11 protein-coding genes are annotated in these 18,069 nt (G+C 33.5%); 1 reads left to right on the top strand and 10 read right to left on the bottom strand.

From position 1 onward, the window contains the following. Window positions 1–3,653: 3,653 nt before the first annotated feature. The 10 genes from AC4FQX_RS09805 to AC4FQX_RS09760 all read right to left on the bottom strand — a co-directional run bounded on the left by AC4FQX_RS09805 (window position 3,654) and on the right by AC4FQX_RS09760 (window position 16,517). On the bottom strand, window positions 3,654–4,007 hold the full coding sequence (locus tag AC4FQX_RS09805) for a hypothetical protein (protein ID WP_491167513.1): 354 nt from the start codon (window positions 4,005–4,007) through the stop codon (window positions 3,654–3,656). Window position 4,008: 1 nt separating this feature from the next. Beyond that, a complete protein-coding gene (locus AC4FQX_RS09800) occupies window positions 4,009–5,502 on the bottom strand; it encodes a hypothetical protein (RefSeq protein WP_491167512.1) in 1,494 nt (497 codons plus the stop codon). Further along, window positions 5,502–6,158 carry a hypothetical protein gene (locus AC4FQX_RS09795; RefSeq protein ID WP_491167511.1) on the bottom strand — a complete coding sequence of 219 codons (657 nt, stop codon included), beginning with the start codon at window positions 6,156–6,158 and terminating at the stop codon, window positions 5,502–5,504. Before AC4FQX_RS09795 ends, AC4FQX_RS09800 begins: the two co-directional genes overlap by 1 nt. 179 nt (window positions 6,159–6,337) lie before the next feature. Then, window positions 6,338–7,090, bottom strand: a complete 753-nt coding sequence (locus AC4FQX_RS09790; protein WP_491167510.1) for a hypothetical protein — start codon at window positions 7,088–7,090, stop codon at window positions 6,338–6,340. 63 nt (window positions 7,091–7,153) lie between these two features. After that, the gene (locus AC4FQX_RS09785; RefSeq protein ID WP_491167509.1) at window positions 7,154–8,527 is read right to left on the bottom strand and encodes a hypothetical protein; all 1,374 of its coding nucleotides are present in this window, start codon (window positions 8,525–8,527) and stop codon (window positions 7,154–7,156) included. Window positions 8,528–8,647: 120 nt separating this feature from the next. Beyond that, window positions 8,648–9,058 (bottom strand): hypothetical protein, encoded by a 411-nt coding sequence (locus AC4FQX_RS09780; protein WP_491167508.1) that lies wholly within the window; start codon window positions 9,056–9,058, stop codon window positions 8,648–8,650. A gap of 92 nt (window positions 9,059–9,150) precedes the next feature. Continuing rightward, window positions 9,151–9,870, bottom strand: coding sequence for a hypothetical protein (locus AC4FQX_RS09775; protein ID WP_491167507.1), 720 nt, complete (start codon window positions 9,868–9,870; stop codon window positions 9,151–9,153). A gap of 139 nt (window positions 9,871–10,009) precedes the next feature. Further along, window positions 10,010–14,725, bottom strand: coding sequence for an Ig-like domain-containing protein (locus AC4FQX_RS09770; RefSeq protein ID WP_491167506.1), 4,716 nt, complete (start codon window positions 14,723–14,725; stop codon window positions 10,010–10,012). A gap of 134 nt (window positions 14,726–14,859) precedes the next feature. After that, on the bottom strand, window positions 14,860–15,702 hold the full coding sequence (locus AC4FQX_RS09765; protein ID WP_491167505.1) for a hypothetical protein: 843 nt from the start codon (window positions 15,700–15,702) through the stop codon (window positions 14,860–14,862). A 116-nt stretch (window positions 15,703–15,818) separates the two neighbouring features. Continuing rightward, complete coding sequence (locus tag AC4FQX_RS09760; protein WP_491167504.1) at window positions 15,819–16,517, bottom strand: hypothetical protein; 699 nt, start codon at window positions 16,515–16,517, stop codon at window positions 15,819–15,821. A 145-nt stretch (window positions 16,518–16,662) separates the two neighbouring features. Between AC4FQX_RS09760 and AC4FQX_RS09755 the strand changes: the two genes are divergently transcribed. Continuing rightward, window positions 16,663–17,985: a hypothetical protein gene (locus tag AC4FQX_RS09755; protein WP_491167503.1), complete on the top strand. Its 1,323-nt coding sequence runs from the start codon at window positions 16,663–16,665 to the stop codon at window positions 17,983–17,985. Window positions 17,986–18,069: the final 84 nt, after the last annotated feature.

The raw sequence follows: 18,069 nt of genomic DNA, 5'->3' as shown, positions 1-18,069 counted from the left end.
ATTCTGTAACAGTGATACATACGGGTTTTGGATCATTGCTGTTCCACCTTTGGCTTTTTTTATGATTTCTTTTACAGAGGTAATTGTTCCGCCCTTTTCATTAAAAAAATCTCGTTCTTCCATTGGTGCATTTTCATTTACACGGGCTAATGAAGCATAATACTGATTGTTTTCTTTAATATGGTTATAGGAATCTTTAGAAATACGCCCTTTTTCCACAGCATATTTTAATCCTGCATCTGCAAATTCACGATACCGTCTGGTTGCTTCTGTAATTTGGTCGTATTTCTCTTTATTGGTTTGTTTCAGCGTTTCAAATTCATTGATATAGCCTAATGCAACAGCACTATCGGCATGTATTCCGGCACCTATTCCGGTAAGATTGTCTAATCGATCAAATTTATCGGCATACTCTAAAGTTCTTTCGGCTACCAGTAATTTGATAACATCATCCATATCCTGCCGTACTGTTTGTTCGGAAGTGTTATCTAAAGGAGATAGCAACCATTCAATATTCATTGGATTTTTTTTGCTGTCCTTTAAAAGATTATTTTTGGCATCCACTAATCCGGAACTTAGTATACGGTTAGTTTTTCCGTTTACTCCGGCAAATAATCGGGACATCATTTCAAAATTCTTTTCCGGGAGCAAATCTTTTTCTCCGGCAATATCCGTTAAAAAGTCAAACGCTTTATTGGCAACTGCCATAGAATTAAACAGATTTGAATTTAGATTATCATACGGTGTTATACTTAATTTACCGTCTTCAGACTTAAATCGGTTCAGCCATTCTCTAAAGCCTTTTTTATCTGTAAGATCACTGCTTTCAATATTAGAAATAATCTGTTCACCATAGGTAGCATTAGCTAAATCTAAATATTGATCTGAAAATCGTTTTATAACTTCCAGTGTTTTTTCATCCACTACACTTTCAAAATGCTTTTGCAATTCAGGTGCAAGAGTTTTAGCCTGTGTAGGATTAGCCACATAGGCTCTTATAAATTCAGCAAGTCCTTCTCTTTTTAAATATTCTCGTTTCTTTCCGGCAGATAGTCTCGTAGGGGGATTGGAACCGCCCCTGCCATGAAACCATTTGATTTGTTTGTTAACGGCATCCAGTGTAGCAGAGGGGATTGTATTTAAGATATTGAAACGGTCGTCCAGTAAATGCCCTAATTCATGTGCAACTGTATCTATATCTCCGGCGTTTGTAATTCTGACTAGTGTATTGGATGGGTTATAGGTTCCTAAAGTTCGGGAACGTTTAGAACGTCCGTAGATTAAAGTAGCTTTAAGACCGTCAGCAACTTCTTTAATAATCTCATTTAGTTTTTTAGGTGGAGCCTTTGGAATTCTTTTCTCCGGTTTTACACGCTCAGTAATCAGTCCGGTTTTTCTTTCCTGTGTAGTTCCCTGTTCTGTATCATTGATAGTAAGCGGAGTGGTTTCGCTTACGGTTTCAGAGGATTCTGGTTTTGTTGTTCTTTCATCTGATTGTACTCTGTTTTGATCTCTTTTGGAAGATTGATTTTTTTTATTTTTTCTTACTGAATCAGTCTTTCGATCTCCTGAAAGTCCTCTGTCAACAGAGGAAGATTGTAATTCTGTAGTTTCTGTTTCATTCCCGCCTGATTCGGAACCAGGTTCCTGAATTCCGGATTGCTGTTCTTCTGCTTCAGCAATTGCATTTTCAGCTATTCCCTCTGTTTGGGTACTACTTTCTGTTTCATTAGTTTCTATTTCCGGTTGGATTTCCTGTACTCTCTGTTCGACTATATCCAATCGTTTCTGTTCACTATTTTTAAACTCCTGATCTAAATCAGATAACAGACTATTTTTGATTTCTTCCTTTAAAGCGGTATCTTTTTTAATCTCTGTTGCTTTTCTTCTGATTTGGGTTTGTTCCTGTTCAATGGTAACTACCTCATTTAATTCTTCCAGTGAAAGGGATTCTATTGCACCGATACTATTTTTGATGATCTCAGAACTTTTTTTAGTTAAGTTATCGATCTTCTTCTGAAGTTCGGTTTTGGAACTTTCTGTTATTCCTTCCGTTTCCAGTTCTTTTGTTAAATTAAAAATTGCATCAGCATTTTTCTGAAGAGTTTTATAATCCGATACAAAAGGTTTCAAAGCCGTACCGATAACGGAAGGCATAACCGTCATCGCATTTCCTAATAGCGCACCGGAGATACCTGCTTCAAGTGTATTATCCCAAATATTAACGTCTTTCTTATCCAGATAATTGCGATCAATATAGTTTTGTGTAATTTCTGTTAGAATTTCAGAACCACCTTCTTTTACGGAATTCTTAAAAATTTCTGATCCTGAATTTTTGGCGAATTGGACAATCTCTTTTTTAATACCTTGTTTAAATAATTCTCTGGAAGCAGTTTCCCGAAGGGCAGTTGTTACGACTCTTTTACCCTGATTCAGAATTTGTAAAGTTGGTAATTCAAAAAGGGCTTCGGCAGTTCCGTAACCCAGAGGGGCTAAGGTCATTTGCAAAGGGGTATAATTTCCTTCTTTACCCATTTCCTCAAACTTGTTCCCGGTTGAAGAAGCTCCTAAAGCCCCCAGACCACCATAGCCTGTAGAAGTAACAGCCAATATCGGTATTTGCTGACCGACCATTGATGTAAACCATTGTCCGAAGTCAGTAACATCATGAATATCTTCTATTTTAATTGTTGGCGCAATGAAATCCCGCATCTCGTCAGCTTCAGTTTTAGCTACTTCGCTGAAGTCTTTAAAGGAGGTATTGAATCGTACGTGAGGGTTAGGGTCATTTGCCTTTGCATAATCAACAAAGCCGAACAAACCTGCTACTACATCGGCTGATGATGCCGAAATACTGCCTGCCAGATTATTGAACCATCCATAATTTCTTTTAAACAGATCAATTTCATTATCAACGGTACTGAGTTTATCATATGAATTTTCAAAGTCTCGGTTTAAAACGGTTAGATTTTTTTCCAGTTTTTCCAGTTTTTGGAATTCGGTTTTAGCCTGTTGAATTAATTCATTCGGAATAGGTTGTCCTTTATTCTCAAAAGATTTAATCTCTTTTGCAACGGCATTTAAATCCTGAACATTGGATTCATACGCCTGTTTATAGATTTCTGCTTTTTTCAGCGTGTTTTTAGTAGCCTTTTCAAGATGTTCTTTTTTATCTATGCCATCAAAATGCAAAGCTTGTTTATCTTCATCGCTAAGAGATTTCATATAGTCCCGTTCTTTTTTACGTTGCAGGGATTTGATTTCTTTTGCTATTCTTAATTCTTTTGCACGGGTGATTATATTAGGGTCAGCTTCGTTCCAAGCTGAATATTTAGTTTTATCAAATGAACTATCTAATTCTTTTTTGGCGTCCAAAATTTCATCATTCAGCTCAAAAGTTCCTTTACCCCGACGAGCGGTATACTGTTTACCGACAAAGGCACTCAGTACAATATCTTTAGTGGTGTTCCAGAATCCTTTATTCTGGATATTATTTTCAAGGTCTTCTTTTATTTTAGCAACCTCGTCTTCATTGACTGCAATCGCCTGTTCAAAAGAATCAACCTTTTCAAATGGAGTTTCTTTAGCAGGTTGCAAAGGATTGTAAAGTGCTTTTTTTTCTCTTCGTTCGGATGCTTTTTTTCTTTGATCCTTTATAAAATCAGCATGAATTCCTTTTGGAGTAACAGGAGTATCTGATTTAGATTCCGGTATACCTCTTTTACTCCTGATAAAATCCGAAGAAGTATTCTTTTGAATAGCAGAAGGAGATTCCAATCCTTGATTTGCAGAAGTGGATTCTGAATTTTCTTTTTTTTTTTTACAGAAGCAATCTTGGATTCAAATTCTTCAAAAGTTCCCAGATCAAATTTTTTAGAAACACCATTATACAGTTTTTGTCTGGATTCCGGTTGGTCCATTTTAGTATTAAATTCTTCATAGGTTCCCAGATCAAAATTTTTTGATAAGGCTCCATACAATTTTTCTCTTGAAGTTGGATCAGGCATACTAATAATCAAGTTTAGTTATTGATTCTTCTTTATTTGTTTCTCCTGTTTTTGATGCTCCTTTACTTTGTAAAGCTTTAATGATTTGTTTTGGATTACGGGCAGGCTCTCCTGTTTTAGGGTCTATATACTGACGGCCAAAAGCCATTACATCGTCATTATTATTGGCAGAAGAGTAACTTTTTTTAGTAAAAGTTTCTTCTGAACGCATTTGATCGGCTTTTTCTTCTGTAATTATTTTTTTTCGTAACTTTTCCTGAATATCTTTTTCAGAATGCACTTTTTTTGGAACTATTACATCAACAATTAAGTGTCCTTCTTTATCAACTCTGAAACTTTGAAGGACTTCTTCGTCTTTACCGACTTTTCTTTTTATATTCTGATTGGAAGGCTGATAAGTATTAGCGATAATTTCTTTTCCTGTTTCCGTTGTAACACCTCCTTTGGTTGCTGTTTTTGTTTCGGTGCTTACTCCGGTATGTGAAAAATCATCAAATGATTCTTTTGGTTTTTCTTCTTTAGCTTTATCGTGTTTTAAACGATTGGCAGAATTCAAAGCTCCATAATCAAAATTTTCTTTTTTCTTATAATTGGTATTAGCTAATGTTGTTTCAATAAAAGAATCCTTTATTTTTTTTAAGTTTTCAGGAGTATTGGATAATCCTCTTTTTCGGAGTTCAGACAGCGTCATATCCGTTGGTGACCCGTCTGCTTTAATTAGAAGATTATTGGCAACCGCTTCCAGTTCTTCTGCTTTAGGTTCAACAATTTGACGGGATAAAAATCCCTGATCGGTTGTAATATCTGTACTTCCCAGTGTTTTAGCGGTATCAACTGCCATTTTATTCAAATCATATTGCTTTTGAAATTCCCACGTTCCAATACCTTGAGATAGATTATCATAGGTCTGAACGTCTTTAATGTCTATTACGCCATCATTGTTACGATCTATAAACCCTACGACTGGCAATCCGTTGTCCAGATCACCTACATAATTTTCAAAACCACTGAGTACCATTTTTTCAAAATCAGCATTCTGAAAATAACTTCCGTCTGCAATTCCTTTTTTATAATCTCCAATAAGTTTAGTGAAATTGTCGGTTGCTGTTTTTAGATTACTTGGAAGATTATTAATATTCTGCGCTTCCAATTGCAAACCGATTCGTTCATTATCTGATATTCCGGGCTTCGCTAAAATTTTATAAATCTCTCCCAAACGGTTTACGCCTTTTTGAATAATACGTGCCTGAAATTCATTTAACGAACTGGAACCCGTATCATAATTTTTAGGAACCTGATCCTTCATCTGTTTGGAAAGCGTATCTTTTTTTGCTTGTTCTTTATCCTTACGAGCTTGCGCCAGTTCATCAACTTTTCGTTGTTCTGCTCTGTACTTAAAATCTTGATTTTCAAGATTAATAATATCTTTACTACTATCGCCCTCAAGCGGTTTTAATTTCTGTAAAGCTGTAAAATTTCCTTTTTCGATTGCCATTAGAATCCGGGATTAAAATCATTAAACGGATTGTAGTAATTAGAACTGGTTAAAACAGGAGCTTCTATTGAAGAAGGGTTAAAAGTAGTAGGAGTTAATCCGGAGTTTACAGTAGTAAGATTCTTTGGTCTGTTTTGAGCAACCGGATTAAAAAGTGACGAGTTTGAAGCAGACGATAGTCCGGAAAAAATTCCTCGCATTCCGTTCCACTGATCCTGACGTCCTACCTGCAAAGCAGTTCCGATTCCTGCTAAATCCTGTTCCTCTCTCTTTTCGGTCATTCCCCGAATAGCGGTATCATCTTTGGCAATAGCATAATCCCGATCTACCACCTGTTTGTCTAAATAGGCTCTGGCTTCTTGATTATTGGTATTGTTTCCTGCAACGATTTGAGGGATTGCTCCAAAGATCGCTCTTGAACCTCCGTTTCTCACTGCATCGACCAGATCAGCAGAAGTACGCTGATTTTCTTCTCGCATTAAATCGGAACCTACAGTGGAAATTTGAATGTTTTCAAATGCATTTTCAAGATCCTGACGTTCATAGTCATTTAAAGCCTTCATCGCATCTCTTTTTCTCTTGGAACCATCGATTGCCTGAAATGCGCTAAGCCCTACACCTGCCCCTGCTAATGCTAAACTTGTTACTGCTGCCATAATTAAAAACTATTTAATACAGTAAAGTTATAGATTATTTCTATAACAAAAAGAAAAACAATAGATTAGTTGAATGGATTGTGATTTGTTTGAAGTTTAAGGTTTAAAGTTGCCAGTATTCCGTAGCAGTACTATGTACGAAAAGGTTTTTGAATACTGCAAACTATGATTGGATAAATTTATTTAATCATTTGACCGTTACTATTTCTGATCTTTAAATTCCATTTTAAATTTAATAAATCATCAGATGTTTTTTTCATTTTCAATGATTTACCATCTAAATACTCTTCAAATAATTTTCTAAGAAGTCTAATCAGAAATACAACTATTATTATAAGAATTAAATATTTAAAGCCTAAACTAATTAATTCTTCTAACTTGTTTTCATCGTTAGATTTATAAAGTAATCTTAATGATTGAGTCCAAAAAGGAACAATAAAGAGTAAAATAATGGCTCCATAACTTTTTAATTTTTCTGTAAATTTATTTTTCTCTGATTCCTGCTTAAAATAATTAGAATATTGATCCAATAAAACAATATTTAGGTCATTATTATTGATTGTCAAAACCCTTTTTTCTATTAAACTTTTATAAAGTAAATTATTTTCGTGTTTATCATAATTTTCATTTCTCCAGTGTTTAATACGTTTATCAGAAGGAATTACTCCTAACTCTAAGAGTTGTTTTTTCGCATATGGATTAACATAAAAGTAGAAGAAGGAGAGTAATGTTATAATTGATGCTATTATTATTGCAAAATAATAAATAATGTGTTCTTTCCAAATAGGAAAAAACAAGTATAAGGCTATAGATGCAACTATTGCAATACCCCATTTTACAAAATAAATTCGTTTTTTTATCTTAGAAAAAATAATGTTCATTGGAGCATTTTCATCAACTGTTTTTAGGATATTTGTTAATATTTCTGTCATTTTATTAAAGTAATTATATAGGGTTTATAAAGTTATTTGAATGTTGGATACTGTTGATTTAGCTTATGTCTTTCCATATTTCCTGAAGGCTGATATAGTCTGATAAATACCATAACTTATAGCGATTTTAGCAACAATAAAAATAAGATATAACCAACCATTACTCTCAATTTCCTTATTGTTAAACCCTAATGAAAACATAAACTTTAGAAACTCTTTAGTAGTTTCATCTGCTGGGGCAAATTCGGCTTTAAAGGATAGAATAAGAGGGTGTTCAGAAGATACAAAATTATTTATATATAACAGAAATAGAAAAGGAAGTAATCCTGCAAACAAGGTAAACCAAGCACCTCTTGACCAATTATTTCCAAATTCATTAGACCATTTATTTAAAAACAATAAAAATCTATCACGCCTTTTTAAGTTCCCTTCTTTTAATAAATTGTTATGCTCCAAAGCTTTATATTCTAAATAATCAATTTTATTCTCCGTTTTAAAAAATTGATTTTTTATCATTCTAATAGTTTCTAATTCCATTCTATCCTTTTCCTTAATGGTTATATTATTGAAAAAAGCAACTTTATCAAAATGTGATTTATTAAATTTTAGAATATTACAAGTTACATTTTGAAAAGAAGTAATCTCTTTAAAATATACTGAATCAAATATTAATTCTTTTAAGTTTGATTCATCAAAATAAATATGCTTATTAAAATTACATTGAATAAATTTTAATATAGTATTTTCATTAATATTATTTCTAAAACTAGAAGTGCCTGAAAAATCATTATTCTGAAAAATCATTTCTTCTTTAAAAAAAGAATTACTTATGTGAATTGAATTAAAATTATTCCCGGTAATATTAAAAGCCTTATTTATTTGATTTTTTTGTAAAGTGAAATAGTCTGTAAAATTAGAACTTATAATTATTATATAATTTATAGTACTGCCTTCAATATAAACAGATTTAAAAATAGAGGTTGTTATTTGTAATACAAGAGAAATATCACTATATCTTATTTGTAATTCAGTATCTTGTAAATTATAAAAGTTTAATTGCTTTATTTTATTAGGTTTATTTATATCTCCTTTAAATAATATTTTTTTAATATCAGAATAATCAATATTAAAAAAGAATGAATTAATTTCTGTTTTTTCAAAATTAAGAATATTTAATTTACAATTTATAACCGATAAACTGTTGTCAATAATACAATTTTCAAAAACTAGGTCTCGATTATTTTGATCTTCTGTTTTTCCTGTGAAAGTAATATCCTTTCCTTTAAAATGACAATTTATAAATGAATATGAATTTGTAGAAGTGTCAATTTCTATAGTAGAACTTAAATTCACATCATAATTTTCTATTTTTTCATTATTTGATCTATTAATTAGTTCCCTAAATTCAGCATCACTTATATCAATTCTTTTAGTCATTTTTATTTTATTTAATCTTCAAATATAAGATAATTTAAAGGTGGTTTTAAGAAATAAAACTCATAAGTGGCACTGGTTTTACATAAATTATTCAGTTCCGAAACTATCAACTATACACTTTCAACTATCAATTATAAAAACCATCTCATTCACTTTAACACTACCCTGAATATACCCCATCTGCTGATATAATTTCTGAAGGTTTTGATTTTTAACCGTTGAATAGATGTATTTATAGCCTTTGCTTCTGGCTAGGATTCCTAATTCATGAATCAGTATTTTTATGGCTTCTTTGCGATCTTTTTCTTTATAGTCAAAATTGGATATAATGAATTCAGACCAACATACTTTTGAGTTCGTAAAATAGATAAACCCCGCAACAATTTCTATATTTCCTTTAGAGACCATTAAACCACCTGTACCGTGTTCCGGTAAAAAGTCTTTTGAAGGAGCTGACCATCGCCAGCCTTTCCACCATTTACATAATGTGGTGTAATCCTGTTCCTTGAGTAAGCGTACTTTATAGTTCATAATTGGTTGTTAGTTGTTGGTTGTTGGTGATTGGTTGCTCAGCTAGCTTTAAAACAGTATTTAGTTATTAGTACCAGTTAGCAAACCAACAACTATACGTATGATTTAACGATATTACTATTTACGGCGAATAGTTCTGCGGGATCGGGTCCTGCATGGGTCAGTTTGGTTTCCATAAAATAGCCTCTTATTTCAGCACCTTCTATTCGGCTGTCTTTTTTAGCGTAGCAAAATAATCCACTTATTGGAGGGGTAACAAGACTGTCAACGGTTATGTGATTTCCGGTAACCAAAACAATCGTTCCGATTTGTTCAGAAATCTCACCATTCAATTGATACAACCCATCGCCAACGCTTACCAGATTCGGAATAGAGTTAAAAGTAATCTCTGTTCCGGCACTGTTTACGATCACACCAATTCCCTGAGCAGAATGTCCTCTTAAATCCTGCTGATCTTCATTATTCCGGATATACGAAAACCAACGGCTTTCACGAGCATTAAACTCGTTTTCTTCTATCGTTCCATGTGTATAATTGGTTCGTAGTTCGCATTTCCACGCTTTACTACTTTCCTGTACGATCGTTTTAAATATCTTATCATTATCAGGAGATTCATTAAAAATAGTCGTAACAGAGGAATCATACTGCTTGTTATAAAAATTATTGCATACAGCAGTATTCTGATCGTGTAAATAAAGCTGTCCGTCTTTAACCGAAAAGAACCGATTATTTAATCTCAACATCGCATCCGGAATAAAGCTGTAAAAACTAATCCATCCTTTTACGTCTTCAGAGTAACTAAGTGTTTTCATTTTCTTTAGTTTTTTTGTTTAAAGTATTCAGTCACAGTATTCAGTCACAGTATTCAGTTTTCAGTAGCAGTTTCCAGTATACAAAAACTATCAACTATCAACTATACACTTTCAACTATCAACTATAAAGAACTATCAACTAACCCGGGCATTTCCCGGACAGTTCCCATGCGGTACCACCCAATACTCCGGTAACAACTACTTTCATATTTGCGGGGAAAGCGGTTGTCTTATTGAATAAAAGGATTCCATTTCCACTGATCGGCTCAGTTGTTCCATTAGCAATATCATTTTGTGTAATTATCAGATTTCTTGTTTCTCCCGTAGGAACAAAAGAAGTACCATCGTACGTTAATACACTTAGATCATTATGCTCTCCCAATAATCCGGTATAACCGGGAGGGTCGCCTTGTAATGCACCAACGAATTTAGAATCAGCTACCAGAACCTCATCGTAGTAGATTTGAAAACGATCCGGTATCCCGTAAGCATTATACCGAATTCCGGTCATACCTGTATCCGTTCCTACGGTGATATTCATTTCATAAATACCTCTATTTCCAGAGGTTTGGATTCCTTCACTACAATCAATTCCTATAGTAAGATAAATGGTTGCTGTAGCAATACAACCGTTATTATCTACTTTATAGACAAAATGATCTTCCATATCTGTACCGCCATCGTGTGTATACGTAATTGTATTGTTTGCATTAACAATAGCAGTTCCATATATTGGAACGGTTTCAATACTGACAACCGAAATACCGCTAACTTCATCATTTGCCAGTACATCAATGCTTACACTTTTACCGGATTTCACAGAAACAAAGTCATCGTTTAAGATTGGATTTCTACTGGTATAATCCCAGATCAGATATAAAATTTCTGTACCTATGGTTCTGTTGAATAGAAAATTACCGGAATATATTTCAGAAAACCCCTCTTCAGTACTGGTGGTAAGGGTTAAAAAATGAGCCTGATCTAAAAGGTCCTGTAGTGTGTTTTCGGAATATTCTGTTGAAGAGATCAGATAGCCTAAACGGTTACAGTTTTCTCTTTCAAAGTTTCCGGAACTAAAAGAATCTTTATACGACTGAATCGTCATAATACTGCCATTAAGCGGGTATTTACCTTCTCCTTCGATACCGGATTCGGTTTCAAAACGACTGATCGGAACAGCATTAAAAAAATCTTCGGTCTCATAGAATGATGAACTATTCCATTTATAACGGTTAAGAATTGAGGTGCCGACATCTTCCGGATCATTCAGTACAATACTTATCATCTTTAAAGCAGTACCCACCGGACAGCTATTCATAATAGTATAACTGATAACAGCTGATACAGCCGTTATGGTAACTTTTACACTATTCTTTACTAAACTGGTTCTGGTAAAGGACAAACTGCCCGGACCTGTAACATTGGATTGTACATAAACTCTATCATCAAATTCTGCTGTTAGGGTAGCATATCCATCGGTTATATTGTAGTTCAGAACAACATCTCCACCCAAATCATTCAATTTGAGAGTATACGAAAAAGAACCGGACTGATTTAGTTTGTTAATCCGGTTATTACAATTCAGTTCCATCAGTTGTACAGGTTCATCACCTATAGATAAAACATAGTTTTTATGATAGGGGTCGAATCCGCCTAATTTTCGGGCATTCGGGTTTTTTATAAACGCTTCCCGGAACCATGATTTCATGCCGTAAATAATTGGCGTAACACCGTCTAATGAGAGACGGTTTACGGTTCCTCTGTGTGCTGTGGTATAGTAAATTTGTTTGTCGATTATTGTAGCACTTTCCGGGTTCTTACCAATTCCATTTTCTCCAAAATAGGGTATATATTGTCCTAAAACACTTGGTATAGCGGTTAAATTAACCGTACCGTCTGCATTGTACAGAGCATCTTTACCATATAATACTTTACCGGGTTTTTCTTCCTGAAAGACCGCCAAATCATTATCCCGTGCGTAGATTAGCTGAATACTTCCATGTTGTTTATCCAGTTCTTTAAAGTTGGCAGTAGACAGATTAAAAACATTCAGATTGTTCTGATTACTACTTTCAATATAGGCTTCTCCATAAGTAAGGTCTGCATATCTGCGGACTGCTTTATATCTTTCTATCGAAGTGGCTGACGGTCTGAGATCAATATTTAATGCATTTTGATTAAACGCATCTTTAATCAGATAACTTTCAACGCCATTACCCTGCATAAAACAATTAAAAAAATCCAATTCGATTTCAGCCGGGAGTACCAGATTTTGATTTTGTAAATTCCCTTTGTGGTATCCGTTAATGATGTCAAAGGTCTGCTCGGTTTCATAATATATCTCTTCCGGAGCTTGTTTGGTTTCCGTTTCAAAGATCAGGATTCCTGCTGAGTATAGTATATCAATTTTAATTTCTACGGCTACTTTATGATTGGATGCTCCGTCCCGGTTACTGGACAGATACATTTGTTTACCATCGTCAGTAACACCGAATTCATAGATATAAGGCATTTCGGTTTTAATTCCGCTAATGCTGATCTCTTCATTAAACCAGTCTTTAAAACTGCTGTAAGTATTTTGTGAAATATAGTTACGATTCAGTATGTTTTTAAAGCTACCGTTACCGTGTTTTTCAATACGCAGATAAATATTTATTTGTGATCCTGCATGAATAGGTGAAGGAATAAAAATACCATTATCCATAATTCCGAAAAACGGATCAGTATAGGTACGGATAAAAGCATCTTTTCTTGCTTTATAGCCATAAAAAGAACCAAAAGAATTTTCAGTTAAATTCATATCAAAACCATCCGGTTTGATTTTCATATATAGCCCTGCTTTTTCAATTAGTTTTTCTCCTGTACCGGTTGCATTATCATCTATAAAATCTTTTTGCTGAACAGAAACTTCTAACACTTTTACTTTAATTACCTTTTCTACTCTTCCGGACAGATCGGATTTTACAATTAAAACATCACCTTCTTTTACTTTGTCTTTGCTGTCACCTTCCAGTTTAACCCAACGGTACAATCCGTCCGGATAAAACAAAGTAGCAAATAAAGTCTGGTACGTTAAACTGTTGGCTTTTACCACTATTTTAAAACGATCCGCAAAAGCAGGAGGTAATGAATTAATTGTAATTTTTAAAGTGTTGATTGAATCGGAAAACTGCTGAGGTAAAAAGATCGTATTCTTTGGTTTGGTCAAAACGGTTGTACAACGATTAAATTCTTCCAGATACACAATACCTACTTCATAACTTCGGTTGGTCTTTAAACTGGCCGAAGAAACCTGATTAAAGTAGAATAGATCGGTAGCATCATCAAATTTCCATTGGTATACCTCATCATGGGTATTCTCCGGATCATCCGGATTCTCCGGTGTATTGTCAATAGTATAGGTAAAAACGATTGCTTTGACTGAGATTTGTGTAGTATTGTATCCTGCAATTGAAAATTCGGTATGGGTACTGCTGACAACATGCTGAGGGGATTCAACGGTATATTGTTTCAGAAAATTATTAGTAAGAACCTTAGTGATAAAGAAAATAAAATCTTCATCGGTTGCCAGTTCCGCTACAGAGTTGTAATCTTTATTGATAATGTATTCTACCGTTTCCTTGTACTCTCCGTTTTTAGACGCAAAGGACAGTTTAAAATTAAAGGAGAGTTTTGAGTCCTTTAAAAGCAAATGGTCTTCAAAATCAAAAAGAATACTATCATCTGCAACCGTTCCGGTAAACAGGGTCTTTTTAATAGTAATTCCAGTATTGTCTTTATGTAACAACGAAAGCTGATAGTCTAAATTAAAATTCTTTCCGTTTCTGTCAGTAAGATCAAAACCTTCTAAATAATTACCCATTACAATTTTATTTCCGATAACGGTTTGTGCTTTTGCTTTTAACGGTACATTATCAAATCTGCGGTATAATTCTTTAGAGGGTAACAGGGTATAAATTTTGTTATTGGAAAACACAAAGCTTTTTAGAACCTGATCTTCCCATCCTTCGTTTTCTTTATTGAAGGTTTCAACAATATATAAATTGTTACTATTGGCTTCTTTAACGATTAACTGAATATCGGTTACCCGGTGGTCTCCGGTATCAAACTGAACCCGGATCGCATTAAAAGCATTTATCATTCCGGTATTTTCAAGGGTCTGATAATCCAGTTTGAATTTTTTAGGGGAAAAGACATAATTAGAATAAGAGGATAATGCGGAATATTCTCCGTCCAGATATTTATAACGGTACGAAAAAGACAGGTATTTTTCTTCAATATAATTTTCAAGATTATCGGTATAAAACAAACTGGTTTGTGGCGCGTATCGGGGTGGTTTTTTGATTAAGAATATATCTTCTTTCTGAAAGTTGTCAGGGCCGTAATTTTTAGCTCTTTCAATGTTGATGCAAAGTGGTTGCAGATTATCATCATTGAGCAACAGCAGATCCTTTTTAATATCATCGGACAGGATTTTACTAATGGCTGTACAGTAATGGTCTTTATCTAAATTAAAAACGCGTTCTGCTAAAGGCCGGGTATCTTCCAGCACAATGGCAACAACCTGATTTTTATGATCCCATTCTAACAGATAACAGCCTAAATCGGATTTTACCAACCAGTACAGTTTATCTCTGAATTCATCTTCATATTTTCCTAAAGTAATCACATTAGAACCAAAATAAAGATTGGTCAGCTGAACAGTAGAAACAGATTTTTCTATTGCTCCGGCATCGGAACCTTCAGTATGTGTTACATGAATGTTTAAGGCATCACGATATTCACCGTCTTTCAACAAACGTTCGTCAACATCTTTATTCATTCGCCCGGCTATAAATGTTCTTTTTGTGTTCATCTTTTTTTAGTTGATAGTGTATAGTTGTTGGTATTTGGTTGTTAGTTGTTGGTTTGGATACTGGAAACGGAGTACTTTAAACCAAAAATGATAGCTTTCAGTCTAACAACCAACCTCCAACAACTAACAACCAATTAAAGGTTCATTAATCGGATTCGTATGATGTTTGCAATTCGTTTTAGGTTAAAATCGGCACTATCGATTTTTGCTTGGTGTTTTAATCGTTTATACTCATTTTTAGCCGAATCCTTTTCGTTTCTGGGAATGTTTTTCTTTCTTCTGATACAGGCATAATAGATGTAGCTTTTTAGAACTTCTTCGATCATTTTTGGAATACGAACCTGTTCACTGACCAGTTCATTCTGTAAACCGTCAGACAGGTATTCCAGTACAATTTCACGATCTGCCATTTCAGAACTGAATAAGATAAAGCCTCTTTCAGTATCTATTTTGAACTCTCCATATTCACTCAGTTTAGAGGTGTTTAATCGGGATTGTCCACCTTGTTCAGCAAACTGATATTTACGATACGGTTTCGCATACGCACTGGTAGCATCCGCCTTTAGAATATTTCCGTTATCATCAAATAAGATTTCGTATTTATGATCCTGTAAATAGCCCGGAGCCGTATTGATGTTATAGTTGATGTCCAGTTCTTTTAATCGGTAACTGCCTGTAACCGGATCAGTACTGACAACAGATACCCGCATATAATCTGTAAAGTCGTGCGGTAAAGGAAAATAAAGAGAGGGCGGAACAGTAATCTCACACGCTAAAACGGTATTGGCAACACCTCTGGTCAGCTCCTTTATTCCATTCTTAGCGTGCAAAAGAAATAAAGAACGGGAAGTGTTCTTTAAATTATCATCATCATCCAGAAGAGCCTGAACAACCATTTCATCAATAATATCTTTTAGAAGAGTATATTGATAACTTCCGAATTGATCTTCGTCTGAGTAGTATTGTTCAGGGGTCATACTCTTTTGTTTAAAGTTCTTTTTTCTGTTTAAAGTTTAAAGTTACCTGTATTCAGTATTCAGTCGCAGTTTTCAGTATCCAAACTATCAATTATCAATTATGAACTATCAACTAATTATAAGGTGTTCTCCTTATTAAAGTCCTGTGCTTCTTTTGTTGCCGTACTGTTTTGCAGATCGGTTTCTTTCAGGTTAATTCCGAATTTCATCAATACCCGTAAAATAATATCTGCTTCTTCAGACGGGTGCATGTCTACGTCCTGAAAATCGGTTGCGGATGGGTTAAACAGTTCTGCATCATTAAACTTAACATACGTCCACTTTGGTATTAACGGCTTACGTAAGTAATAAACAACAACATCAGACTGTATAGAATCCGGTGCGACTTTAATAGCATTGCCTTCTTTTAATCCAACCGGATGGGTTGGATCGGGTTGGGTATGCTTAAATATATTTACGGCATTAAAAGAAGCATAATCTTTACAGATTTCGATTCGGTTCTTTTTATACATCAGACTATCAATGTATTTCAAATCATCCGGTAATAGAAAATAAGAGGTTTGATAAACAAGAGGTTGATGGGTAAGATAATACGTGATCTTTTCTCGTGAAGCATCGGTTATATTATCCAAACCTGAACTGATTAAACCTCTGTTCTCCCGGTTAATTAGTCGGTTAATGTCAAAGAAGTATTCTTCATACTTTTCGTTGATAACATTAAATAACACCAGATCAAAGTCCGAAGGTTTAAAATTCCCTCTACCGTCTGTGTTTATCAACGTTTTTACGGTCTGAAATATTCGGTCTATCATCATGATTATAGATATAATCTATTTGTATAACAAAAGTAATAAATAATATTTATAATTATGATGTTATTAATTCTTATAGTTCATAATAGAAGTCATTATAAATATTTTATATCTTTAGAGAAACATTTTTTTAACTGATATATAAATCATGAAATTAATTATATTTATTCGTTGGGTATTTGGTTTCCTTTTTTGCTTGTTTTCAATTATTCTTTTTGGAAGTAGTGATATAATGTTAAATGTTATTTTTTTTATTTTAGGGCTTCTTCTTTTACCTCCTATAGCAAAAGTTCTTTTTAAATCTAAAGCACCTAAAATAAAACCTGTATTAAAAAAAGAGCAATACGTATCGGATACTATAAAAAATTATGCAGTAACTATAAATGAAATTGATTTAAAGCCACAAATTAACATTAGTAATCCGAAATTAAACACTTTAATTTCTCAAATCTCTACAAAAAGTAATCCTGAATATCCTTTATTAAGAAAGGAATATGTTGCTACTTCGGGTATGCCTTATATGGATTTTTCAAACTGGGTAATTGAACAACTTAAACAAAAAGATTACAATTCATTATTTGCTTTTATAGATGAGTTTTATCGAGGTCATGGATATGCTTTGGGTATTAGTATTGGTAATGGAGAATCAAGTGAAAACAACTTTAGAGAAGATGAGTTAAGAAAAAACTTTAAAGACTTTCTAGCGAAAGATTTTAAAGCTTTATTTAATAGTATTGATGAACAGGCAATATATGAAATTCAAGCCTTTTTTATTTTAAAACGTGGTATAGCTGATTTTAACAGAGAGTTTTGGATAGCAGAAAACAAGGAATCCGAATTATTATGTAAAATTTTAAGTGTTTATTCTTTTACAATAAACCCTAATTCATTTGAACCATTGATTAAGAAAGCAAACAAGTTTTTAAGAGAAATGAGAAAAGATGTTGAGTTTTGGAAAGAGTATAAAAATTATAAAATAGATCAATTACATATAGAAAATAAGATTGAAACAACAACCAACCTGATAACCGAACTCAAAAAACTTCAATCAGGTGAGCGACTTTATTTTTTTGATTATGCTACTACTTATTCATATAGAAAATTTTGGAATGGAGACAGTACATATAAAACAAGGAGCTATGGAATAAACGAAACTGAAAGCTTTAATACAATATCAAGTTTAGAAATTTTTGAAACTGTAAATGATATTAATTCAATTCCTGATATAATGAGCAAAGGAGAATTAAAAGAACTAGCAGAGAAGGCAGGTTTTGAACTAAAAAAGTCTTGGACTGTGAGTAAAATCTTTGAAAATCTTTTGAAAACAGAACAAGGGCAAACTTTTTTAAAAGAGCTTATCAAAGAAAAAAAAGTACTAATTCTCAAACAAAAATATGAATCTGATTTATCTAATATTTTAAATTATCAATCAAGTATAAAGAGAATCGTTGATCTTATAACCATGATGTAAAAAAATTAGAATATACAATCAATCTTTTTTAGAACGTGACAATGCAAAAAAAGCCTTCCAATCCGGAAGGCTTTTTCTTTCACA

The sequence above is a fragment of the Flavobacterium sp. AK-301 genome (assembly GCF_058310215.1).
Note: the sequence above shows the minus strand (reverse complement) of the source record. Positions and strands in the feature narration are given on the sequence as shown.

Excerpts from the sequence above, each read along its gene's own strand:
- AC4FQX_RS09775 (WP_491167507.1), bottom strand. The coding sequence starts at position 9,870 with ATGAAAACACTTAGTTACTCTGAAGACGTAAAAGGATGGATTAGTTTT.
- AC4FQX_RS09795 (WP_491167511.1), bottom strand. The coding sequence starts at position 6,158 with ATGGCAGCAGTAACAAGTTTAGCATTAGCAGGGGCAGGTGTAGGGCTT.
- AC4FQX_RS09805 (WP_491167513.1), bottom strand. The coding sequence starts at position 4,007 with ATGCCTGATCCAACTTCAAGAGAAAAATTGTATGGAGCCTTATCAAAA.
- AC4FQX_RS09790 (WP_491167510.1), bottom strand. The coding sequence starts at position 7,090 with ATGACAGAAATATTAACAAATATCCTAAAAACAGTTGATGAAAATGCT.
- AC4FQX_RS09780 (WP_491167508.1), bottom strand. The coding sequence starts at position 9,058 with ATGAACTATAAAGTACGCTTACTCAAGGAACAGGATTACACCACATTA.
- AC4FQX_RS09765 (WP_491167505.1), bottom strand. The coding sequence starts at position 15,702 with ATGACCCCTGAACAATACTACTCAGACGAAGATCAATTCGGAAGTTAT.
- AC4FQX_RS09770 (WP_491167506.1), bottom strand. The coding sequence starts at position 14,725 with ATGAACACAAAAAGAACATTTATAGCCGGGCGAATGAATAAAGATGTT.
- AC4FQX_RS09785 (WP_491167509.1), bottom strand. The coding sequence starts at position 8,527 with ATGACTAAAAGAATTGATATAAGTGATGCTGAATTTAGGGAACTAATT.
- AC4FQX_RS09760 (WP_491167504.1), bottom strand. The coding sequence starts at position 16,517 with ATGATGATAGACCGAATATTTCAGACCGTAAAAACGTTGATAAACACA.
- AC4FQX_RS09800 (WP_491167512.1), bottom strand. The coding sequence starts at position 5,502 with ATGGCAATCGAAAAAGGAAATTTTACAGCTTTACAGAAATTAAAACCG.
- AC4FQX_RS09755 (WP_491167503.1), top strand. The coding sequence starts at position 16,663 with ATGAAATTAATTATATTTATTCGTTGGGTATTTGGTTTCCTTTTTTGC.